The organism is Streptomyces glaucosporus (assembly GCF_039533345.1).
Taxonomy (GTDB): domain Bacteria; phylum Actinomycetota; class Actinomycetes; order Streptomycetales; family Streptomycetaceae; genus Streptomyces; species Streptomyces glaucosporus.
This window is the reverse complement of the sequence record NZ_BAAATJ010000002.1, coordinates 23360-44928: the sequence shown is the minus strand read 5'-3', so window position 1 is coordinate 44928 and position 21569 is coordinate 23360. Positions and strand designations below refer to the sequence as shown.

Genomic DNA, 21569 nt, shown 5'->3' with positions numbered 1-21569 from the left:
CGTGTTCGCGGCCGGGGCGGGGCTGCCCCCCGGGGGCCCGGCCCGGAGTACGGCTCGGGAGCCGGCCCGGGATCGACGTAGGGGGAAGGGACGGCCTGAGGGTCGATTCCCCTAAGGGGCGGTAATCGTTTCCTCCTACCAGGGTGTCGTCCTGTGGCAGGACGAGGAACGGGCGGTCGGCTCCCTAGTCTGGATGCGGGTCGCCGCACCGACGGGGTGGGGGCAGCCCCCGTACGGACAGGGCGCTGGGCACCATCGCGGCACCCGTCCCGCGCACGACAGGCTTCTGTGTGCGTCGCAGGGCGTTCAAGGACCTCTCGCACCTCTGATTCATCGATATAGGAGACATACCGTGACAACGGCTGTAGCGGATCCCAGGACCGGGGGCAGTGGAGGACGTACGGCCATGGCCGCGCGGGCACGTCGGATCGTCAAGGCGTATGGCTCCGGAGAGACGCGGGTCGTCGCACTGGACCAGGTGGACGTGGACATCGCGCGGGGGCAGTTCACGGCGATCATGGGCCCGTCGGGTTCGGGCAAGTCCACGCTGATGCACTGCCTGGCGGGCCTGGACTCGGTGACGTCCGGACAGATCTGGGTGGGGGAGACCGAGATCACCGGGCTGAAGGAGAAGAAGCTCACCCGGTTGCGGCGCGACAAGATCGGTTTCATCTTCCAGGCGTTCAACCTGCTGCCGACGCTGAACGCGCTGGAGAACATCACGCTGCCGATGGACATCGCCGGCCGGAAGCCGGACCGGGAGTGGCTGGACCGGGTGGTGGAGACCGTGGGCCTGGCCGGGCGGCTCAGGCACCGGCCCAACCAGCTCTCCGGCGGCCAGCAGCAGCGGGTCGCGGTGGCGCGGGCGCTGGCGGCGCGGCCGGAGATCATCTTCGGTGACGAGCCGACGGGCAACCTGGACTCGCGGGCGGGCGCCGAGGTGCTGGGCTTCCTGCGGCGCTCGGTGGACGAGCTGGGCCAGACGATCGTGATGGTGACCCACGATCCGGTGGCCGCCGCGTACGCGGACCGTGTGCTGTACCTGGCGGACGGGCGGATCGTGGACGAGATGCTGCGGCCGACGGCGGAGGCCGTGCTGGACCGGATGAAGGCGTTCGACACGTTCGGGCGGGTGTCGTGACCGTTCTGAGGACTTCGCTGCGGAACTTCGTCGCGCACAAGGGCCGGATGCTGCTGAGCGGTGTCGCGGTGGTGCTGTCGGTGGCGTTCGTGTGCGGGACGCTGGTGTTCACGGACACGATGAACACGACGTTCGACCGCCTGTTCACGGAGACGGCGGCTGATGTGACGGTCTCCTCCAAGGACGCCGAGGAGAGTGAGACGCCGGACACGGGGAGGCCGGCGACGGTGCCGGCGTCGCTGCTGGACGAGCTGAAGGGGGTCGACGGGGTCGCCTCGGTCTCCGGCAGCGCGTACAGCACGGGCGTGACGGTGGTGAACGAGGACGACGAGAACGTGGGGGCCACCACGGGCGCTCCGACGATCGCGAGCAACTGGAGCGAGGCCGACGAGCGGTCGATGGAGGTCGTCTCGGGCCGGTTGCCGCGCGGTGGCGGCGAGGTGGCGGTCGACGCGGACACGGCGGAGAAGCACGGTCTGGAGCTGGGCGACGAGCTGCGGACGATCGCGGCGTCGGGCGACTTCCGGGCCGAGATCGTGGGTGTGGCGGCGTTCCGGTCGACCAATCCCGGTGCGACGGTGGTGTACTTCGACACCGGGACGGTGCAGACGAGGCTGCTGGGGGACCGGGACGCGTACACGTCCGTGGGGGTGACCGCGGCCGAGGGCGTCGGTGACGAGGAGCTGAAGGAGAACGTCGCCGCGGCGCTGGGCTCGGGTGATTACAAGATCCAGACGCAGGAGGAGTACGCGGCGGAGAACCAGCAGGAGCTGGGGTCGTTCCTGGACGTCATCAAGTACGCGCTGCTGGGTTTCGCGGGTATCGCGCTGCTGGTGGGCGTGTTCCTGATCGTCAACACGTTCTCGATGCTGGTGGCGCAGCGGACGCGTGAGATCGGTCTGCTGCGGGCGATCGGTTCGAGCCGCCGGCAGGTGAACCGGTCGGTGCTGGTGGAGGCGCTGCTGCTGGGTGTGCTGGGGTCGGTGCTGGGTGTCGGCGCCGGTGTGGGTCTGGCCGTCGGGCTGATGGAGCTGATGGGCCTGGTGGGCATGAACCTGAGCACGGACGATCTGACGGTGAGGTGGACCACGCCGGTGGTGGGTGTGGTGCTGGGCGTCGTGGTGACGGTGCTGGCGGCGTATCTTCCGGCGCGGCGTGCGGGGAAGGTGTCGCCGATGGCGGCGCTGCGGGACGACGGTCTGCCGGTGGCGGGGGGCCGGGTGGGCCGGGTCCGTTCGGGTGTGGGTCTGGTGCTGACGCTGGCGGGTGCGGGTGCGCTGGTGGTGGCGGCGGGTTCGGAGGAGGCGTCGGAGGGTTCGGCGTTCCTGGGCCTGGGCGTGGTGCTGACGCTGGTGGGCTTCGTGCTGGTGGGTCCGCTGCTGGCCTCGTTCGTGGTGCGGGTGCTGGCCGTGGCGCTGTTGCGGGCGTTCGGTCCGGTGGGGCGGATGGCGGAGCGGAACGCGCTGCGCAATCCGCGCCGGACGGGCGCGACGGGTGCGGCGCTGATGATCGGTCTGTCGCTGGTGGCGTCGTTGTCGGTGGTGGGCGCGTCGCTGGTGGCGTCGGCGAGTGACGAGCTGGACCGGTCGGTGGGCGCGGACTTCATCGTGCAGTCGGACTCGTACCAGCCGATCGTGCCGGAGGCGGCGGAGAGGCTGGGCTCGGTGGAGGGCGTGGAGCACGTCACGGAGTACCGGGTGCTGGAGGCGCGGCTGTCGGTGCCGGGCGGCGGGACGGTGTCGGAGACGGTGACGGCGGCGTCTCCGACGTATGCGCAGGACCTGCGGGTGGATACGGTCGCGGGTGAGCTTTCGGCGGCGTACGGGCGGGACGCGATGTCGGTGCCGGAGGACTTCGCGGAGAAGCACGGTGTCGGGGTCGGTGACCGGATCGAGGTGGACTTCGAGCGCGGTGGTACGGCGACGCTGACGGTCCGGGCGATCACGGTGGCGGACACGAGTGTGGACCAGGGTGCGGTGTATCTGAGCACCGCGACGGCCGGGCGGTACGTGCCGGAGGACCGGATGCCGCTGAACATGATCATGTTCGCGAAGGCGGAGGACGGGCAGGAGGACGCGGCGTACGCGGCGCTGAAGGCGGAGCTGAAGCGGTTCCCGCAGTACACGGTCCGCAACCAGGCCGATTACAAGGAGTTGCTGGAGGGCCAGGTGGGGCAGATGCTCAACATGGTCTACGGGCTGCTGGCGCTGGCGATCGTGGTGGCGGTCCTGGGCGTGGTGAACACGCTGGCGCTGTCGGTGGTGGAGCGGACGCGTGAGATCGGCCTGATGCGGGCGATCGGTCTGTCGCGGCGGCAGTTGCGGCGGATGATCCGGCTGGAGTCGGTGGTGATCGCCCTGTTCGGTGCTCTGCTGGGGCTGGGTCTGGGGTTGTGCTGGGGTGTGGCGGCGCAGCGGCTGCTGGCTCTGGAGGGGCTGAAGGTGCTGGAGGTGCCGTGGCCGACGATCGCGGCGGTGTTCGTGGGCGCCGCGGTGGTGGGTCTGGTGGCGGCTCTGGTGCCGGCGTTCCGGGCGGGCCGGATGAATGTGCTGAGCGCGATCGCGTCGGAGTAGTCGGAGCGGGGGCGGGTTCGTCCGGCGGCGCGTTCCCTGGTGGTGGCGGCCCGGTTCCGGTGGGTGGTTGTGTGCCCGCCGGGCCGGGCCGCCGGTGTGTGCGGTGCGGCGACGGGCGGGGCGTGGCCGTCGTAGGCTGGGAACCCCGGCTCGCGCGGCGTGTCGGGTTGTTCGTGTTGTCCGGGTCGTCCGGGTTTGTCGTCCGCCTTGGGGATGGAACGCCTCCATGAGTCTCACCGGTCTTCTTGACGCCGTCGTTCGGGATCCCGCGCTGGGGGAGGCGGTGCGGGCCGCAGCGGACGGCAGTCGGTACGAGGTGGATCTGGTCGGTCCGCCGGCGGCGCGGCCGTTCGCGGTGGCGGCGCTGGCGCGGTCGGCGGGGCGTCCGGTGCTGGCGGTGACGGCGACGGGCCGTGAGGCGGAGGATCTGGCGGCGGCGCTGCGGTCGCTGCTGCCTCCGGACGGGGTGGTGGAGTACCCGGCGTGGGAGACGCTGCCGCACGAGCGGCTGTCGCCGCGTTCGGACACGGTGGGGCGGCGGCTGGCGGTGCTGCGGCGGCTGGCGCATCCGAGTGCGGACGATCCGGCGGCGGGGCCGGTGAGTGTGGTGGTGGCTCCGGTGCGGTCGGTGCTGCAGCCGCAGGTGAAGGGGCTGGGGGACCTGGAGCCGGTGAGCCTGCACACGGGGCGGCAGGCGGAGATGGGCGCGGTGGTGGAGGCGCTGGCGGCGGCCGCGTACGCGCGGGTGGAGCTGGTGGAGAAGCGGGGGGAGTTCGCCGTGCGCGGCGGCATCCTGGACGTCTTCCCGCCGACGGAGGAGCATCCGCTGCGGGTGGAGTTCTGGGGCGACGAGGTGGAGGAGATCCGCTACTTCAAGGTCGCCGACCAGCGGTCCCTGGAGGTGGCGGAGCACGGTCTGTGGGCGCCGCCGTGCCGTGAGCTGCTGCTGACGGACGAGGTGCGGGCGCGGGCGGCGCGGCTGGCCGAGGAGCATCCGGAGCTGGGGGAGCTGCTGGGGAAGATCGCCGAGGGGATCGCGGTGGAGGGCATGGAGTCCCTCGCCCCGGTCCTGGTGGACGACATGGAGTTGCTGCTGGACGTGCTTCCGGAGGGGAGCATGGCGGTGGTGTGCGATCCGGAGCGGGTGCGGACGCGGGCGGCGGATCTGGTGGCGACGTCGCAGGAGTTCCTGGAGGCGTCGTGGGCGGCGTCGGCCGGCGGCGGTGAGGCGCCGGTCGATCTGGGGGCGGCGTCGCTGTGGTCCCTGGCGGACGTCCGTGAGCGGGCGCGCGAGCTGGGGATGATGTGGTGGTCGGTGAGTTCGTTCGCCATGGGTTCGGCGGACGACGAGCCGGACGGGGATTCGCTGACGCTGGGGATGCGGGCTCCGGAGAGCTACCGGGGGGACACGGCGCGTGCGCTGGCGGACACCAAGGGGTGGCTGGCGGACGGCTGGCGGTGCGTGTACCTGACGGAGGGGCAGGGTCCGGCGGCCCGGACGGTGGAGGTGCTGGGCGGCGAGGGGATCGCCGCGCGGCTGGAGCCGGAGCTGACGGAGATCGTCCCGTCGGTGGTGCACGTGTCGTGCGGGACGGTCGAGAGCGGGTTCGTCGATCCGGGGCTGAGGCTCGCGGTGCTGACGGAGACGGACCTGACGGGGCAGCGGGCGGCGAGCCGGGACCTGGGCCGGATGCCGGTGCGGCGCCGCAAGACGATCGATCCGCTGACGCTGCGGCCGGGCGACTACATCGTGCACGAGCAGCACGGTGTGGGCCGCTACATCGAGATGGTGCAGCGGACGGTGCAGGGGGCGACGCGCGAGTACCTGGTGGTGGAGTACGCGCCGGCGAAGCGGGGGCAGCCGGGCGACCGGCTGTTCGTGCCGACGGACCAGCTGGAGCTGATCACCAAGTACGTGGGCGGTGAGCAGCCGGCGCTGCACCGGCTGGGCGGCGCGGACTGGACGAAGACGAAGGCGCGGGCGCGGAAGGCGGTCAAGGAGATCGCCGCGGACCTGATCAAGCTGTACTCGGCGCGGATGGCGGCGCCGGGGCACGCGTTCGGTCCGGACACCCCGTGGCAGCGGGAGCTGGAGGACGCGTTCCCGTACGCGGAGACCCCCGACCAGCTCACCACGATCGCCGAGGTGAAGGCGGACATGGAGAAGCCGGTTCCGATGGACCGGCTGGTCTGCGGCGACGTGGGCTACGGCAAGACGGAGATCGCGGTGCGGGCGGCGTTCAAGGCGGTGCAGGACGGCAAGCAGGTGGCCGTCCTGGTGCCGACGACGCTGCTGGTGCAGCAGCACTACGGGACGTTCTCCGAGCGGTACGCGCAGTTCCCGGTGAAGGTGAGGGCGCTGTCGCGGTTCCAGACGGACGCCGAGGCGAAGGCGGTGCTGGAGGGGCTGCGGGACGGCTCGGTGGACGTGGTGATCGGCACGCACCGGCTGTTCTCGTCCGAGACGAAGTTCAAGGACCTCGGTCTGGTGATCGTGGACGAGGAGCAGCGTTTCGGTGTGGAGCACAAGGAGCAGTTGAAGAAGCTGCGGGCGAACGTGGACGTGCTGACGATGTCGGCGACGCCGATCCCGCGGACGCTGGAGATGGCGGTGACGGGCATCCGGGAGATGTCGACGATCACCACGCCGCCGGAGGAGCGGCATCCGGTGCTGACGTTCGTCGGGCCGTACGAGGACCGGCAGATCGGTGCGGCGATCCGCCGCGAGCTGCTGCGCGAGGGGCAGGTCTTCTACATCCACAACCGGGTGGAGACGATCGACAAGGCGGCGGCGCGGCTGCGGGGGATCGTGCCGGAGGCGCGGATCGCCACGGCGCACGGCCAGATGTCGGAGACGGCGCTGGAGCAGGTGGTGGTGGACTTCTGGGAGAAGAAGTTCGACGTGCTGGTGTCGACGACGATCGTGGAGTCGGGCATCGACATCTCCAACGCCAACACGCTGATCGTGGAGCGGGCGGACACCTTCGGCCTGTCGCAGCTCCACCAGTTGCGGGGCCGGGTGGGGCGCGGCCGTGAGCGGGGGTACGCGTACTTCCTGTATCCGCCGGAGAGGCCGCTGACGGAGACGGCGCACGAGCGGCTGGCGACGATCGCCCAGCACACGGAGATGGGCGCGGGCATGTACGTGGCGATGAAGGACCTGGAGATCCGCGGGGCGGGCAATCTGCTGGGCGGGGAGCAGTCGGGCCACATCGCGGGGGTGGGCTTCGACCTGTACGTGCGGATGGTCGGCGAGGCGGTGGCGGACTTCCGGGCCGCGCTGGAGAAGGGCGGCGAGGCGGTGGAGGAGCCGCCGCTGGAGGTGCGGATCGAGCTTCCGGTGGACGCCCACGTGCCGCACGACTACGCGCCGGGCGAGCGGCTGCGGCTGCAGGCGTACCGGGCGATCGCCGAGGCGAACTCGGAGGAGGACATCGCGGCGGTCCGCGAGGAGCTGACCGACCGCTACGGTCCGCTGCCGGAGCCGGTGGAGAACCTGCTGCTGGTGGCGGGGCTGCGGATGCTGGCCCGCTCCTTCGGGGTCACGGACGTCACGCTGCAGGGGCCGAACGTGCGGTTCTCCCCGGTGGAGCTGCGGGAGTCGCAGGAGCTGCGGCTGAAGCGGCTGTACCCGCGGTCGGTGGTCAAGGCGGCGGCGCACCAGGTGCTGGTGCCGCGTCCGACGACGGCGCGGGTCGGCGGGAAGCCGGTGGTGGGGCGTGAACTCCTGGCGTGGGTCGGGGAGTTCCTCACCACGGTGCTGGGCTGAGTGCCGGGCCGGGGCCGGCCGCCCGGGGTGGGAGCGTTCCCGTAGGCGGTGACCTGGGGAGACCGGTCCGGGGTTCCGGACCGGTCGGACCGTAGGATCGCCGCCATGGAACAGCGAGTACTGGGCAGGACGGGCCGTGAGGTGTCCGTCGTCGGACTGGGAACGTGGCAGCTGGGAGCCGACTGGGGCCAGGTGCGTGAGGAGGACGCCCTGGCGGTGCTGGACGCCGCCGTGGAGAGCGGTGTGACGTTCTTCGACACCGCGGACGTGTACGGGGACGGCCGCAGCGAGCAGCTGATCGGCCGGTTCCTGCGGGAGCGCGGGGACGCGGACGTGTTCGTGGCGACGAAGATGGGCCGCCGCGTGGACCAGGTGCCGGAGAACTACAACCTGGACAACTTCCGGGCCTGGACGGACCGCTCCCGCGCCAACCTCGGGGTGGACACCCTGGACCTGGTGCAGCTTCACTGCCCGCCGACGCCGGTGTACTCCTCGGACGAGGTGTTCGACGCGCTGGACACCCTGGTGGCCGAGGGGCGGGTCGCGGCGTACGCGGTGAGCGTGGAGACCTGCGCGGAGGCGCTGGCGGCGATCGCGCGGCCGGGCGTGGCGAGCGTGCAGATCATCCTGAACCCGTTCCGGCTCAAGCCGCTGGAGGAGGTCCTCCCGGCGGCGGCCGAGGCGGGGGTGGGGATCATCGCCCGGGTGCCGCTGGCCTCGGGTCTGCTGTCGGGCCGGTACACGCGCGAGACGGTGTTCTCCGCCGACGACCACCGGTCGTTCAACCGGCACGGCGAGGCGTTCGACCAGGGCGAGACGTTCTCGGGCGTGGACTACGAGACCGGTCTGGAGGCGGCGGCGGAGTTCACGGAGCTGGCCCCCGAGGGCGCCACTCCGGCGCAGACGGCGCTGCGCTGGATCGTCCAGCAGCCGGGGGTGAGCTCGGTGATCCCGGGTGCGCGCAACCCCGAGCAGGCGCGGGCGAACGCCGAGGCGGCGGCGCTGCCGCCGCTGCCGGAGGAGACCCTGGCCGCGATCGCGGACCTGTACGACCGTCGGATCCGGGCGCAGGTGCACCACCGCTGGTGACCGGTTCGGCGCGAGGGCCGGCCGGCGCCGCATCGGCGGCGCCGGCCGGCCCCGGTCGTTTCCGGTGGTCTCCGGCGGGGGGTGCGCGTTCGCCGGCGCCCGTGCCCCGCGGGGGCGGGAGGGGTCAGAGGGTGAGGCCCCACTGGGCGGGCTCGGTGGTGAAGTCCAGCAGGTCGACCTCGACGTCGAGGTTCTCCGCGGAGGCGGGGGCGTCGAAGGCGTACTCGGCGGTGGCCTTCTTGCCCGGCATCAGGTTGCCCTGGAAGCCCTCGCCGATCTTGTCGTCGAAGATCTGCTCGGCGCCGGCGCCCTCCTCGCCGGCGCGGGCGGAGAGCGTGATCAGGTTGGTGTCGATCTTCCCGTCGCCGGAGTTCTCCAGGGTGACGGTGAGCTTGTAGGCCTTGTTGCCCTCGGTGTGGCCGAACGAGAACTCGCCGGGGGTGTAGGGGGCGGCCTTGGAGACGGTGATCTTCAGACCGCTGTCGTAGGTCGCGGTGTCGCCCGCGGCGAGCTGGCCGTCCGCCCGGTCCGTGCCCTCCTTCTTCTCCTGCGCTTCCTTCTCCTGCGCTCCGTCGCCGGAGCCCTTGGCGCCGGAGCCCTTGGCGTCGGCGGCGGGGGCCTTGGTGACGGCGGGCTCCTCCGCGCCGCAGGCGGTGAGGCCGCCCAGGGCGAGGACGACGGCGGCCGCGGCGGTGATCAGGTGCCTGCGGGCGGGACGGAGCTGCTGAGCGGACATGGGGACACCTTCCGGGTGTTGGGTCGAGCTGGTGGAGCGTGCCCCCACTACAGCAACTTCTGTGAACTCTGTCAACATGACTGTATTTGGTTGTGCCGTTAATCTATTGATCCGTTGATTCTCTTGACCACAGGCATGTCCGAGGCCAGAGTGCCGGGACGGGAACGCGGAACGGGGAGGCGGACGGGTGCCGGACGACACGACAGAGGTGACCACGAGCGGGATCGCCCGGCTCGCCGGGGTCGGCCGCGCGGCCGTCGGCGCCTGGCGCCGGCGGCACCCGGCCTTCCCCGGGCCCGTCGGCGGCACCGACGCCGACCCCACCTTCTCCCTCGCCGAGGTCGAGGAGTGGCTGCGCGCCCGGGGCAGGCTCGCCGGGACGCCGCCGCACGAGAGGGCCTGGCAGCGGATCGAGGGCGACCCCGACGGCGCCCCGGCCGCCCTCGTCCGGGCCGGCGAGGCACTGCTGCGGCACGCCGAGGACCCCGTGCCGGGCCCCCTGGGCGAACTCGCCGGGGAACTCGGCCCCTTCGGGGCGTACTCCGTCCTCCTCGACCGCCACCTCGACACCCACCCCCGGCGGTCCCGTGCCGTCCCGCCCGGGACCGCCGCGCTGATGGCCGCCGTCGCCGGACCCGCCGCCCGCGTGCTCGACCCCGCCTGCGGCTCCGGCGGACTGCTCGCCGCGGCCCGGGGCCCCGGGGGCAGACCCTGGCCGCGGGAGATCCACGGGCAGGAGGCCGACCCGGTCCTCGCCCGGCTCGCCGCCCTCGGCCTCGCCCTGCGCGGGAACGCCGCCGTCCGCGTGCACGCCGGGAACGCCCTGCGCGACACCGGCGCCGCGCGGGACGTCACCGGCGTCGACGCCGTGCTGTGCCGTCCGCCGTCCGGCGAGCGCGACTGGGGCCACGACGAGCTGGCCCACGACCCCCGCTGGGAGTACGGGCTGCCCGCGCGCACCGAGCCCGAACTGGCCTGGGTGCAGCACGCCCTGTCCAGACTGCGGCCGGGCGGCACCGCCGTGCTGCTGATGCCGCCCGCCGCCGCGTCCCGGCGCTCCGGCCGCCGCATCCGCGCGGCTCTGCTGCGCCGGGGCGCGCTGCGCGCCGTCATGGCGCTCCCCGCGGGCACCGCGGCCCCGTACGGCCTGCCGCCGCACCTGTGGGTGCTGCGCAGACCGGACGGCACCCCGGCGCCCGGCCCCCGCCTCCTGGTCGTCGACGCGAGCGCCCGCCACCGGGCCGGGGACGGCCGGCGGGAACCGCCCTGGGAGGAACTGAGCCGTACCGTGCTGGACGCCTGGCGGGCCTTCGACCGCGACGGCGCGGTCCCCGGGGAGCCCGGCGTCAGCGCCTCCCCCGCGGTGATCGACCTGCTCGACGAGGACGTGGACCTCACCCCCGCCCGCCGTCTGCCGCCCGCCGCCCGGGCCGGCGCCGTGGACCTCGCCGGGGTCCGCGACGGCCTCGACCGCGCGCTGCGCCGCACCCTCCGCCTCGCCCCGGCTCCCGTCCCGGCCCCCGCCGGGCCTCTCGCCGGTGCCCTGCCGTCCGGGACGCGGCGGGCCGGCGTCACCGTCGGCGAACTGGCCCGCGCCGGCGCCCTCCGCCTGTACCTCGGCGGCGGGGACGGCGGGGACGGCGGGGAGACGGCCATGAGCCGGCCGGGCGACGTGGTGATCCCCGTCCTCGGAGGCGACGTGCGCGTGGTGGAACCGGGCGGGGCGGGGGAGAGGACCGGCCGCCGCCACTGGCTGCTGCGGCCCGACCCGCACACCCTCGACCCGTGGTTCGTGGCCGGCTTCCTCCGCGCCGACGCCCTCCGGCGGCCCGCCGGGCGCGCCGTCGCCGCCTCCCGCGCGGACGTGCGCAGGCTGCGGCTGCCGCGGCTGCCGCTGGACGAACAGCGGAGGCTGGGACGGCGCTTCAGGGAACTGGCCGCCTTCGAGGCGGCGCTGCGGCAGGCACGGGAGCTCGGCGAGGACCTGGTGCGGGGCGCCTACGACGAGATCACCGGCGCCGCCGGACCGTACTGACCGCACCCGGTCCGGGGACGGCGCGACGGGCACGGGAGGGCATCGGATCGGTATCGGCCCACCGGACCCGGCCCGCACTGTCCCCGGCGGTGTATACCCTCGCATCCGAACGATGCAGGAAAGGGAGTCCGAGCGCTGATGTACGGTCCGGCCGCCACCCCGCCCCACCCTCCGTCCCGTCCCGGACCGGGGGCCGGGGGCATGGTGGTGCGGCTGCTCTTCGCCTCGTTCCCGGTGTGGTCCCTCGGGCTGCTGGCCTGGGTGCCGTCCCTGCGGTTCGCGGTCATCCGCGGACGCCGGGCGGACTGGGCCGTCTTCTGCGTCGCCGTCGCGCTGACCGTGGTCTACGTGGTGCTGCTGTTCGTCGTCGGCGAGGAGCAGAGCACGGCCTCGGCCTTCGCGGGGATGTACATCGTCGCGCTGATCGGCGGCTCGGTGGTGCACGCCGTCCTCGGCGACCGCTTCCTCCGCGACCCCGCGTCGTACCGGGCCGCCGCGTCCGCGCCGTACCCGGCCCCCCACCCCGCCCCGCCCGCCGGCCCCCGCACGGCCGGAACGGCCGGCGCGCCGGGGGCGTACGGCCACCCGTACCCCGCCCCGTACGCGCCCCCGCCCTCCGCCGCACCGGCCGCGTACGGCTACCCGCAGCCCGCCCCGTCCTCGCCCGGACCGCACCCGCCGGGCCCGGGGACGCCGCCGCCCTCCGGACCGCAGTCGCCGCGGATGCGCCAGGTCGCCTCGGAACTGGACGAACTGGACGAGCTGCTGCGCAGGCGGGACGGCGGGGAGAGCCGGTGAACGGACGGCTGATCGCGGGCCGGTACCGGCTCGTCGAGCCCCTGGGCAGGGGCGCCATGGGCCAGGTGTGGGGCGGCCAGGACCTCGGGCTCGGCGGACGCCGGATCGCCGTGAAACTGATGCACTCCGGCCAGGCAGCCTCGCTGTCGGGCAGCACCGGCCCCGAGGAGCTGCGGGAGCGGTTCGAGCGCGAGTGCCGCGTCACCGCGCAGCTCGACCACCCCGGGCTGGTCGCCGTCCACGACGCGGGCCGGGACGGCGACGAGCTGTACCTGGTGATGCAGCGCATCGAGGGCAGCGACCTGCGCGACCACCTCGCCGAGCAGGATCCCTACCCCTGGCGGTGGGCCGTGGCCGTCGCCGCCCAGATGTGCTCGGCGCTGGTGGCCGTGCACGCCGTCGGCATCGTCCACCGCGACCTCAAGCCCGGCAACGTCATCGTGCGGCCCGACGGGCGTGTGGTCATCCTCGACCTGGGCATCGCCGCGGTGAAGGCGAGCGGCGACACCACCCGCCTGACCCGCACCGGCGTGCTCGTCGGCACCCCCGTCTACATGGCCCCCGAGCAGGCCGTGGGCAGCGCCCCCGTCGGTCCCCGCGCCGACCTGTACGCGCTGGGCGTGGTGCTCTACGAACTCCTCACCGGACAGGTCCCCTTCGAGGCGCCGGAGCCGGCCGGGCTGCTGTACAAGAAGCTCCACCACAGCCCCGTCCCCGTGCGGGACCTGCGCCCGGAGGTGCCCGAGCCGCTGGACGCCCTGGTGCGGCGGCTGCTGGACCAGGACCCCGGGGCCCGTCCCGCCGACGCCCACGAGGTCCACGCCGAACTCGCCCCGCTGCTGCCCCGGCCGGGGGAGAGCGGCCCGGTCCTGCCGCTGGACCCGACACGGCCGTTCCGCGAGCCCATGGCGCCCTGGCCGCCGCGGCGGCCCGCCCCGGCCCACGCGCCCACGGTCGTGGCCCCGCCCGCGTACGGCACCCCCCTGCCGCCGGCCGCCTCCGGCTTCGGCCCGCCCCCGCCCGCGGCGCCCGTCGACCTGGCCGCGACCCTGGAGGAGGCGCGCGGACTGCTCTCGGCCGGGCACTACACACGCGTGGCCGACCTCCTGGGCGGCGCCCTGCCCGCCGCCGTCGCCGAGCACGGCGCGCACTCGCCCGTGGTGCGCAAGCTGCGCAAGCAGTACGCGGCGGTGCTGCTGGACACCGGCCAGTACGCCCGCGCCCTGCCGGAGATCACCAGGCTCGCCGCGGAGTACGCCGCCGAACGCGGGCCCCACGACCCGGAGGTCGTCCAGCTCCGGCAGGACGAGGCGCTGTGCCGGGCGCGCCTGGGCCGCTGACGGGAACGCCGCCGGAACCCGTCCGCGTCCGCCGGGCTCACCGACCGTACGCCCAGAGTTCACCGGGACGTCCCCTGGCGGGCATCCGCCGCCCACGGCACGTGGCTACCTTCCCCCTGCGGGCCGGCGCGGCCAGCCGGAGCCCGGCCCCGCCGTCCCGCCCGCAGCGTCTGGAAACCACGTGCCGAAGCTCTCAGTGATCGTCCCCTTCCACAACGTCCAGGACTACGCGCAGGACACCCTGCGAAGCCTCGCGAACAACGCGGGTCCGGGGACGGAGTTCATCCTGGTCGACGACCGCTCGACGGACGCCACCGCGGAGATCCTCGACCGGGCGGTGCGCGAACTGCCGCGCGCCAGGCTGCTGCGCCACGAGGAGAACCGGGGCATCTCCCAGGCCCGCAACACCGGCATCGAGGCCGCCGAGGGCGACTACCTGACCTTCCTCGACGGCGACGACTGGTACGCGCCCGGCTACCTGGACGACCTGGTGCGCTCCATCGAGGAGCTGGGCTGCGACTTCGTCCGCACCGACCACGTGCGGTCCACGGGCCGCGAACGCGCCGTCAAACGGGCCCCCGCCCGCCGCCGGGACGCGGTGCTCGACCCCCGGGACGCCATCGCGCCGCCCGAGATGGAGACGATGGTGGACTACCCCTTCGTCTGGGCCGGGATCTACCGGCGCGGCCTGTTCGACACCGGAGGCGACGGCCCCGGCCTGCGGTTCGCCACGCACCTGCGCACCGCCGAGGACCGCGTGTTCACCTGGCAGCTCCACCTGCGGGCGAAGAGCTTCGCCACCGTCGGCCTGCTGGGCGTCTTCTACCGGCGGGGGGTCACCACCTCCCTGACGCAGATCCGCGACGACCGGCAGCTGGACTTCATCCCGGCCCACGACCTGATCCTGGCCGAGGTCGCCGCCGACCGGGAGGCGGAGCGCTTCCTCCCCAAGATCGTGCGGACCTACTGCGCCATGATCGCCTTCCACGCGGCCGGGGCGCAGCGCTACGAGCCCTCCGCCGCGCGGCGGCTGAAGCACGAGTCGGCCGCGGCGCTGCGGCGGATGCCGCACGACGTACTGGAGCGGACCCTGCGGTCCATGGACCACGAGCGCGCCAGGACGCTGCGGCGGCTGCTGGGCGGCGCGGCACGGAAGGCTGCCTGACATGACGGAGACGACACCCTCCCCCGTCACCCCGGCCGGAGCCGGTGCGCGCACCCGCGTCCAGCTCTTCGAGGTCTCCACCCTCTACGGCGCCGCCACCCTGGCCGCCGCCCTGGACGCGGGCCTGTTCGGGCCGCGGCACCGGGCCCGGCGCGTGCTGCTGGTCTCCAACAACGCCGAGGTGCCCGAGACCGCCTCCCGCCTGGACGGGATGCAGGGCTGGCACCGGCTCGCCGCCCGCTTCGACCGGGTGGTGGACTGGAACGACACCATCCGCCCGCACCACCCCAGCACCTGGACGCCCGCCGCCAACGACGCCCCGCTGTGGGAGCGGATGTTCCGCGCGAGCTGGGGGCTGGGCGACGGTCCGGTCGACCTCGTCGTGGAGTCCGTCCACGTCAGCCCGGCCAAGGCGCTGGCCACGGTCTTCGCGGACGCCTCCGTGCACGTGTACGCCGACGGCCTGATGAGCTACGGCCCCACCCGCGAGAAACTGCCGCAGGCCACCGCCTGCCGCATCCAGCGCCTGCTCCACCTCGACCTCGTGCCCGGACTGACGCCGCTGCTGCTCACCGAGTACGGGGTGCCGTCGGAGCTGGTGCCCAACGACGTCTTCCGGGCGGTCCTGGACGAACTCGACGCCGACGACGCCGCCGACGGCACCGGCGCCGGAGAGGCCGGGGAGGGAGCGGACGCCCCCACCGCCGTCCTGCTGGGCCAGTACCTGGCGGCGCTGGGCATCCTCACGGTGGACGAGGAGGAGGCCCTCCACGAGCGGATGCTGCGCGGCGCCGCCGCGGCCGGGCACCGCTCGGTCCTCTTCAAGCCCCACCCCACCGCCCCGGCCCGCTACTCCAGGGTGCTGGACAAGGCCGCCGCGGACGCGGGCGTCCGGCTGGAGATCCTCGGCCGCCCGATGCTGGCCGAGACGGTGTTCCGGCGTTACCGCCCCCGCCTGGTGGTCGGCTGCTTCTCCACCGCGATGCTCACCGCCTCCGCCCTGTACGGGGTGCCCATCGCCCGGGTGGGCACCGGGCCGCTGCTGGACCGGCTGACCCCGTACCAGAACAGCAACCGGATACCGCTGACCGTCGTCGACGCCCTCGTGCCCGACCTGGAGGCGCCGGACGCGACCGGTGAGGTCGTCACCGCGGACGAGGACGCGGGACGGAGGGTCGAACCGCTGGTGCGGGCGGTCGGGTACTGCATGCAGGCCGACCGGTACCCCGGCCTGCGGGCCGAGGCCGAGGCATGGCTGGCCGCGCACGCCGGCGGGAACGGCGAGGCCGTGACCCGCTACTTCAAGCGGCGCCGGCTGACCGCCCTGGGGCTGCCCGGCGGCCTCGCCCCCGGCCTGGTGCGCCGCCTGCCGGGCGGCGACACCGCGCTGCGCGCCGCCCGCAGGGTGAAGCGGGCCGCCGCCCGCGGCCGGAAGCGCTGACGGCACGCCCATGCACCGCGTACGCTCCCGCCCGCATCGGGCGGGAGCGGAAACGTTTCGGGGCCGGGACCGAAGGAGGTCCCGGCCCCGCCGCGGTCCCCGCGCCGCTACCCCAGGTACTTGCGCAGCCCCGCCTTCCCCCACAGCAGGCTGGCCCCGAACGACACCGCGACCGTCGCGGCGAGCAGGACGGCGTACAGCGGAGCCGCCACCGCCCCGGACAGGCCGGGGGAGACCAGCGGCTCCACGATCGCCGAGATCACCAGGACGTGCACCATGTAGGCGCCCAGCGACGCCCCCGCCAGCCTCGACAGCAGCGGACGCCACCGCCGCGGGACCCGCACGCGGGTGACCATCGCCAGCAGGCAGCCGGTCATCACGGCGACGAGGACGTGCGCGTTGGGGATCACGTAGTGGACCTGGGTGTGGTACCAGAGCACCCCGGCCATCGTCAGCGCCATCGGCACCGCCCACGGCCACCGCCGCCGGCCCAGCGCGCCGGCCGGGAGGGCGAACAGGAACGCCCCGGCCAGCGCGTACATGAGCTGGTAGACGCCGAAGCCCCAGCCGAAGCGCGGCAGGTCCCAGCCGGTCCACCTCTCCAGGTCGCCCATCAGGCTCGGGGCGGCGGCGAGCACCAGCAGCACGGCCCCCAGCCCCCACGGCCGCTTCCCGGCGCGCAGCAGCACCACGAAGGCCAGCGCGACGATCAGCGGTATGTAGGCGTACATGAACCACAGGTGGTACGCGGGCCGGACCGAGCCGAAGACGGCGTCCAGCGCCAGGCGGGAGACGGGCCCGTCGTTGGTGCCCCACCACCGTCCCCAGGCCAGGTAGAGCGCGGACCAGACGAACAGCGGCACGGTGTTCCGCACGATCCGCCGCCACATCCGGCGGCTGTCGCCCGGCGGCGCGCCGACCAGCACGGCCCAGCCGGCGATGGCGAAGTACATCGGCACCGCGAAGGGGTTGAGCGCCTCCACGACGTGCCCGGTCCAGTAGACGCCGGGGCCGTTGGCCTCCTCGCGCTCCACCGCGGCGATGAACACGCCGCCGACGTGCCCGAGCATCACCGAGAAGGAGCAGATCAGCCGCATCAGGTCGATGTCGTGGCGGTGCTCGCGCGGCGGGGCGCCGGGGGCGGCCTCCCGGGCGGCCGAGTCGGACGGGACGGACCCGGCCGCAGGGGAGGGGGACGCCGCCGGGGCGCCGGCGAGGGGCTGCGGGGGGACGCCGCTCCCGGAGCGCGGGCCGGGGCCGCGCTCCGCGGTCTGTACCACTGCTTCGTTCGACACGGGCCCACTCTTGGGCATCGGGGTGTACGGGACGGGAACGACGGGCGAACAACGCCGCGCCGGGCGGGCCGCAACCCGGACGCCGCCCGCTCGTTGGCCGGAGCGGTGCCGGCGCCGGTACCGGGGCGGTGCCGGAGGGCCGGGAGGGCGCCGAAAGGACGGAACAGCGCGGGAAGAGCGCCCCAAGAGTGCCGAAACGGTGGTGGGAGCCCCGCGGACTGCCTAGCATCGATCACCGCCGGGACGGCATTGCACACAGGTGTTCCCCCGCACCGTCCGTACCATCCGTTCCCCAGCCGCTACCAGGAGGCTCAATGTTCCGCCGCAGGACCTCGCTCTCCCTCTCCGCCGCGGCGGCGGTGCTCGTCGCGTCGCCGCTGCTGACCGCGTGCGGCAGTGACGCCCATCCCGGAGCGGCGGCCGTCGTCGACGGCGAGCGGATCACCGTGTCGCAGGTCCAGGCGAAGGTGCGGGCCGTACGGGAGGCCCAGCGCGAGTCGGAGCAGGGCGCCGAGCTCATCAGGAACACCGAGCAGCTCGCCCGCGGCACCCTCCACGGCATGGTCTTCGAGCGGGTGCTGGAGCGCGCCGCCGAGGACGCCGGGGTGAGGGTGACCCGCCGGGACGTCCAGCAGGCCCGCGAGGCCGCCGAACACCGGATGGGCGGCCCCGAGGAGCTGAAGGCGATGATGCTCCAGCAGCGGGCCGCCGCCCCGCGGGAGATCGACGGGATGGTCCGCATCCAGCTCCTGATCCAGAAGCTGGGCGAGCGGCTGGGCGCCAACCAGCAGACTCCCCAGGGCCAGGAGAAGCTGAGGTCGGCGCTGGAGAAGGCGTCCAAGGACATGGACGTGACCGTCAACCCGCGCTACGGCACCTGGGACGACGAGCAGATCACCCTCGCCGACATCGAGCAGCCGTGGATCAGGGAGGTCAGCAACCCCAAGCCGCGGCAGGCCGCCTGACGGCCCGCGGAACCCGTGGAACCCGCGGAACCCGCGGAACCCGCGGAACCCGTGAAAGGGGCCGGGCCGCCCGTGGGCGGAGGCCCGGCCCCCGCGGGGAGGGGCGCGCATCGGTTACGTTCGGAGCGTGAACGCTTCCTCCTCCGCTCCGGCCCCGGCCGCCGGCCGCATCGTCCTGCTCACCACCAGCCACCGCGTCGCCCCCGGGCTGCTGTCCTGGCCGGCCTGGCAGGCGCTGCGCACCGCCGACCGCGTCCTGTGCGCGGACCCGGACCACCCGCAGCTCCCGTACGTCCGCGAGGCGGGCGTCACGGTGGAGACCGCCCGGCCCACGGCCCGCGAACTGGTGGACGCCTGCGCGGACGGCGGCCTCACGGTGGCGGTCGTCGCCGGGGCCGAGGGCGAGCCGGAGCTGACCGACGGGCTCGCCCGGCTGGCCGGCACGGGCCGCGAGGCGATGCCGGAGCTGGAACTGCTCCCCGGCTCCTACGACCTGCCCGGCGCCCGCCTGCTGGACCTGGTGCAGGTCATGGACCGCATCCGCCGCGAGTGCCCGTGGAGCGGCACGCGCACCCACGAGGAGCTGGCCAAGTACGGCCTGGAGGAGGCGTACGAGCTGGTCGAGGCCATCGAGGACGGCGACCGCGAGGCCCTGCGCGAGGAACTGGGCGACGTGCTGCTCCAGGTGGTCTTCCACGCCCGCATCGCCCAGGACGACCCGGACGAGCCGTTCTCGGTCGACGACGTGGCGGGCGCGATCGTCGAGAAGCTGATCCACCGCCACCCCCACGTCTTCGGCGACGAGACCGCCGAGACCCCGGAGGACGTCAAGGCCCACTGGCTGCGCACCAAGGCGGTCGAGAAGCGGCGCACGTCCGTGACGGAGGGCGTTCCGATGGGGCAGCCCGCCCTGGCCCTGGCCGCGAAGCTGGCGAGCCGGGCCCGCAGGGAGGGGCTCGACGTCCTGCCCGCGGGCGAGGGCGTCGGCTACGAGCTGCTGGCCCTGGCCGCCCGGGCCGAGGCCGGGGGCACCGACCCGGAGACGGCCCTGCGGGCGGCGACCCGCGCCTACCGGGACGCCATCCTGGCCGCGGAGGCCGCCCGGGCGGCGGCCGGGCGGCCGTAGGACGGGTGAGACACCGGGCGGCCGGGGAACGGGACCAGGGGGGCCGGTCCGGCCCCGGTGGGCCGGGCGAGTGACTCGACCGGCCGGGGGTACCCGCAGGGTATGAACGGCGCATACGCATATGTAGCGGACCACACATCCCTGGCGGCCTCCGACCTGGTGATCGGCCTCGGCCCGTTCCTGGCCGGCATCGTGGTCGCGACCGTGCTCATCCTGGCCGTGGTGTTCGGGCTGCGCCTGCTCAACCGGGAGGACGAGCACATCTCCAAGCCCAACCCCCGCCCCGAGCACCCACGCGGTTACGAGGAGGGCGTGCGCGACGACGAGCCGCTCCCCGTGGACGGCCGGCGCAGGTACCCGCACGAGCTCCAGGAGCACGAGGACACCCACCCCGTCGGCCCCGGCGACCGGCGCAAGTGGAGCCCCGGCAGCAGCGGCGGCTTCGGCTCCGGCGGTCCCGGCCACACCTGACCGGCGCCTTCCGGAGGGCGTCCGCGGCACTGGGACCCCGAGGGGCCGCAGGACTTCCCCGCGGCGGTCCCCTCCGGCGGCCCCGGACGCGGTGCGCGCACCCCGCGCCGCGCGGCCGACCGCGTGCGGCGATGAACCCTCCACGGCCCGCGCCGCCGTCGTTCCGGGCCGGACGCGAACCGTCCGGCCCGGAACGACGGCGGCGCGTCCACCGCCTCCCGGGGGCGTGCCGGGGTTCCGGTCCCGTCCGCGGTGTCAGGCGGATCCGGGCGGGGAACGCCGCTCGCGTTCGGCGCGGACCGTGCGGGCACGCCGCACGAGCAGCCGGTACAGGTCGCGGGCGGCCCGGGGGACCGGACCGGCCTGACGGCGCTGGACGACGAGCAGGACGTCGGTGTCCTCCCCGGCCAGCGGCCGGCGGGTGATCGCCCCGCACCGCTCCAGGGGGTCGCCGGCGACGCTGAAGTCGGGCAGCACCGTGGCCCCCAGCCCCTCGGCGACCATCAGCTTGCCCATCTCGGCGCCGTCGGCGGAGTACGAGAAGCACGGCGCCCGCCCGTCGAGCAGGCGGTGGACGTAGCGGTGCATGACGTACCCCGGCCGCATCACGATCAGCGGCTCCCCCAGCAGGTCCTCGGGGCGGACGGACTCCAGGGCGGCCAGCGGGCTGTCGGGGCGGACGCACACCACCGGGCGTCCCCGGAGGAGCTCGGTGGTCTCCAGGGCGGGCGGCAGGTCGTCGCCCTCCAGGTAGTTCACCAGCCCCAGCTCGAAGCCGCCCTCCAGCAGCCCGCGGTGGACGTCGGCCTGCCGGCCGTCGACCACCTCGACCTGGGTCGCCGGATGCGCCTCGCGGAACTCGCGGATCGCCGGGAAGAGCAGGGGGACGGTGGCGGTGTTGACGGTGCCGAGCCGGACCGTGCGGCTGGTGCGGTGCTGGTCGCCGGCCGCGCTGCGCAGCCGGTCGACGGCGTCGAGGACTCCGGCGATGTGCGGCAGCAGCTCCCGTCCCCCGTCGCTGATCTTCGCCCCCGAGCGCCGGCGCTCCAGCAGGTCCACGCCGAGTTCGCGCTCCAGGTTGCGCACGCTCTCGCTGAGCGCCGGCTGGGAGAGGTGGAGTTCCTCGGCAGCACGGCGGAGCGAGCCCAGCCGCGTGACGGCGGCGATGTACTCGAGCTGTTCTATCCGCACTCCAGCAGAGTGCCCGCCCCCGCGGCGGCGGACAAGGGATTCCCTACTGGAACGGTGGGAAATCCGTTGCCGGGCGCGCCCCGGGGGCGCGCTCCCGAGGGCGTCCGCCGGGTGCGGGGGCGGGTCCCGGGCCGGGGCGGCCGGGGTCCGTGAAAGGGAGGGCCTATCGCGGATTCAGGAACACCGACTCGTCCCGGCGGAGGCGTCCCGGCTATTCTGAGGCGCGGCCGGACGGTTATTCCGCATACGGCCCCCGAGTCCGGGACATGAGATGACGCCCCGGCCTTCTTGACCGGCTGGACCTTCTACTGGTTGGATCGGCGACATGAAGCGACAGGACCTCACGCGGCGACGCCACGTCGACTTTGCGCGTGTCTCCAGTGCCTTCTGTCGCCGGTGTGCCTGAGCGGCGCCAGGAAAGCCTCCCCGCCTCC

At 74.2% G+C, this 21569-nt stretch carries 16 protein-coding genes; 13 read left to right on the top strand and 3 right to left on the bottom strand.

Annotated features, from left to right (window positions below):
* Window positions 1-352 precede the first annotated feature (352 nt).
* The 4 genes from ABD358_RS02320 to ABD358_RS02305 all read left to right on the top strand — a co-directional run bounded on the left by ABD358_RS02320 (window position 353) and on the right by ABD358_RS02305 (window position 8572).
* Window positions 353-1141, top strand: a complete 789-nt coding sequence (locus ABD358_RS02320; RefSeq protein WP_344629096.1) for an ABC transporter ATP-binding protein — start codon at window positions 353-355, stop codon at window positions 1139-1141.
* On the top strand, window positions 1138-3714 hold the full coding sequence (locus ABD358_RS02315; protein ID WP_344629095.1) for an ABC transporter permease: 2577 nt from the start codon (window positions 1138-1140) through the stop codon (window positions 3712-3714). The genes ABD358_RS02320 and ABD358_RS02315 overlap by 4 nt, the downstream gene beginning before the upstream one ends.
* Window positions 3715-3940: 226 nt before the next feature.
* Window positions 3941-7483: a transcription-repair coupling factor gene (gene mfd / locus ABD358_RS02310; protein ID WP_344629094.1), complete on the top strand. Its 3543-nt coding sequence runs from the start codon at window positions 3941-3943 to the stop codon at window positions 7481-7483.
* A 105-nt stretch (window positions 7484-7588) separates the two neighbouring features.
* Window positions 7589-8572, top strand: a complete 984-nt coding sequence (locus ABD358_RS02305) for an aldo/keto reductase (RefSeq protein ID WP_344629093.1) — start codon at window positions 7589-7591, stop codon at window positions 8570-8572.
* A 124-nt stretch (window positions 8573-8696) separates the two neighbouring features.
* Here ABD358_RS02305 and ABD358_RS02300 read toward each other — a convergent pair whose 3' ends face one another.
* Window positions 8697-9308 carry a DUF4352 domain-containing protein gene (locus ABD358_RS02300; protein ID WP_344629092.1) on the bottom strand — a complete coding sequence of 204 codons (612 nt, stop codon included), beginning with the start codon at window positions 9306-9308 and terminating at the stop codon, window positions 8697-8699.
* Window positions 9309-9516: 208 nt separating this feature from the next.
* On the opposite strand from ABD358_RS02300, the gene ABD358_RS02295 reads away from it, so the two are divergent.
* From ABD358_RS02295 to ABD358_RS02275, 5 genes are all read left to right on the top strand, one after another.
* Window positions 9517-11343: an N-6 DNA methylase gene (locus ABD358_RS02295; RefSeq protein WP_344629091.1), complete on the top strand. Its 1827-nt coding sequence runs from the start codon at window positions 9517-9519 to the stop codon at window positions 11341-11343.
* A 138-nt stretch (window positions 11344-11481) separates the two neighbouring features.
* Window positions 11482-12141: a hypothetical protein gene (locus ABD358_RS02290; RefSeq protein WP_344629090.1), complete on the top strand. Its 660-nt coding sequence runs from the start codon at window positions 11482-11484 to the stop codon at window positions 12139-12141.
* Window positions 12138-13481, top strand: coding sequence for a serine/threonine-protein kinase (locus ABD358_RS02285; protein ID WP_344629089.1), 1344 nt, complete (start codon window positions 12138-12140; stop codon window positions 13479-13481). Before ABD358_RS02290 ends, ABD358_RS02285 begins: the two co-directional genes overlap by 4 nt.
* A gap of 181 nt (window positions 13482-13662) precedes the next feature.
* The gene (locus ABD358_RS02280) at window positions 13663-14646 is read left to right on the top strand and encodes a glycosyltransferase family 2 protein (RefSeq protein ID WP_344629088.1); all 984 of its coding nucleotides are present in this window, start codon (window positions 13663-13665) and stop codon (window positions 14644-14646) included.
* 1 nt (window position 14647) lies between these two features.
* Complete coding sequence (locus ABD358_RS02275) at window positions 14648-16087, top strand: polysialyltransferase family glycosyltransferase (protein WP_344629087.1); 1440 nt, start codon at window positions 14648-14650, stop codon at window positions 16085-16087.
* 107 nt (window positions 16088-16194) lie between these two features.
* On the opposite strand, the gene ABD358_RS02270 is transcribed toward ABD358_RS02275, so the two are convergent.
* On the bottom strand, window positions 16195-17382 hold the full coding sequence (locus ABD358_RS02270) for an acyltransferase (protein ID WP_344629086.1): 1188 nt from the start codon (window positions 17380-17382) through the stop codon (window positions 16195-16197).
* A 314-nt stretch (window positions 17383-17696) separates the two neighbouring features.
* On the opposite strand from ABD358_RS02270, the gene ABD358_RS02265 reads away from it, so the two are divergent.
* From ABD358_RS02265 to ABD358_RS02255, 3 genes are all read left to right on the top strand, one after another.
* A complete protein-coding gene (locus ABD358_RS02265) occupies window positions 17697-18347 on the top strand; it encodes a SurA N-terminal domain-containing protein (RefSeq protein WP_344629085.1) in 651 nt (216 codons plus the stop codon).
* 127 nt (window positions 18348-18474) lie between these two features.
* Complete coding sequence (locus ABD358_RS02260) at window positions 18475-19473, top strand: nucleoside triphosphate pyrophosphohydrolase (RefSeq protein ID WP_344629084.1); 999 nt, start codon at window positions 18475-18477, stop codon at window positions 19471-19473.
* A gap of 102 nt (window positions 19474-19575) precedes the next feature.
* On the top strand, window positions 19576-19944 hold the full coding sequence (locus ABD358_RS02255) for a DUF6479 family protein (RefSeq protein ID WP_344629083.1): 369 nt from the start codon (window positions 19576-19578) through the stop codon (window positions 19942-19944).
* Window positions 19945-20199: 255 nt separating this feature from the next.
* Here ABD358_RS02255 and ABD358_RS02250 read toward each other — a convergent pair whose 3' ends face one another.
* Window positions 20200-21135, bottom strand: a complete 936-nt coding sequence (locus ABD358_RS02250) for a LysR family transcriptional regulator (RefSeq protein WP_344629082.1) — start codon at window positions 21133-21135, stop codon at window positions 20200-20202.
* A gap of 325 nt (window positions 21136-21460) precedes the next feature.
* Here ABD358_RS02250 and ABD358_RS28375 point away from each other — a divergent pair, with 325 nt between their 5' ends.
* Window positions 21461-21541 (top strand): putative leader peptide, encoded by an 81-nt coding sequence (locus ABD358_RS28375; protein WP_425576236.1) that lies wholly within the window; start codon window positions 21461-21463, stop codon window positions 21539-21541.
* Window positions 21542-21569 lie beyond the last annotated feature (28 nt).

Coding starts and splice junctions, on each gene's coding strand:
- ABD358_RS02255 (WP_344629083.1), top strand. CDS start 19,576: ATGAACGGCGCATACGCATATGTAGCGGACCACACATCCCTGGCGGCC.
- ABD358_RS02275 (WP_344629087.1), top strand. CDS start 14,648: ATGACGGAGACGACACCCTCCCCCGTCACCCCGGCCGGAGCCGGTGCG.
- ABD358_RS02290 (WP_344629090.1), top strand. CDS start 11,482: ATGTACGGTCCGGCCGCCACCCCGCCCCACCCTCCGTCCCGTCCCGGA.
- ABD358_RS28375 (WP_425576236.1), top strand. CDS start 21,461: ATGAAGCGACAGGACCTCACGCGGCGACGCCACGTCGACTTTGCGCGT.
- ABD358_RS02300 (WP_344629092.1), bottom strand. CDS start 9,308: ATGTCCGCTCAGCAGCTCCGTCCCGCCCGCAGGCACCTGATCACCGCC.
- ABD358_RS02265 (WP_344629085.1), top strand. CDS start 17,697: ATGTTCCGCCGCAGGACCTCGCTCTCCCTCTCCGCCGCGGCGGCGGTG.
- mfd (WP_344629094.1), top strand. CDS start 3,941: ATGAGTCTCACCGGTCTTCTTGACGCCGTCGTTCGGGATCCCGCGCTG.
- ABD358_RS02305 (WP_344629093.1), top strand. CDS start 7,589: ATGGAACAGCGAGTACTGGGCAGGACGGGCCGTGAGGTGTCCGTCGTC.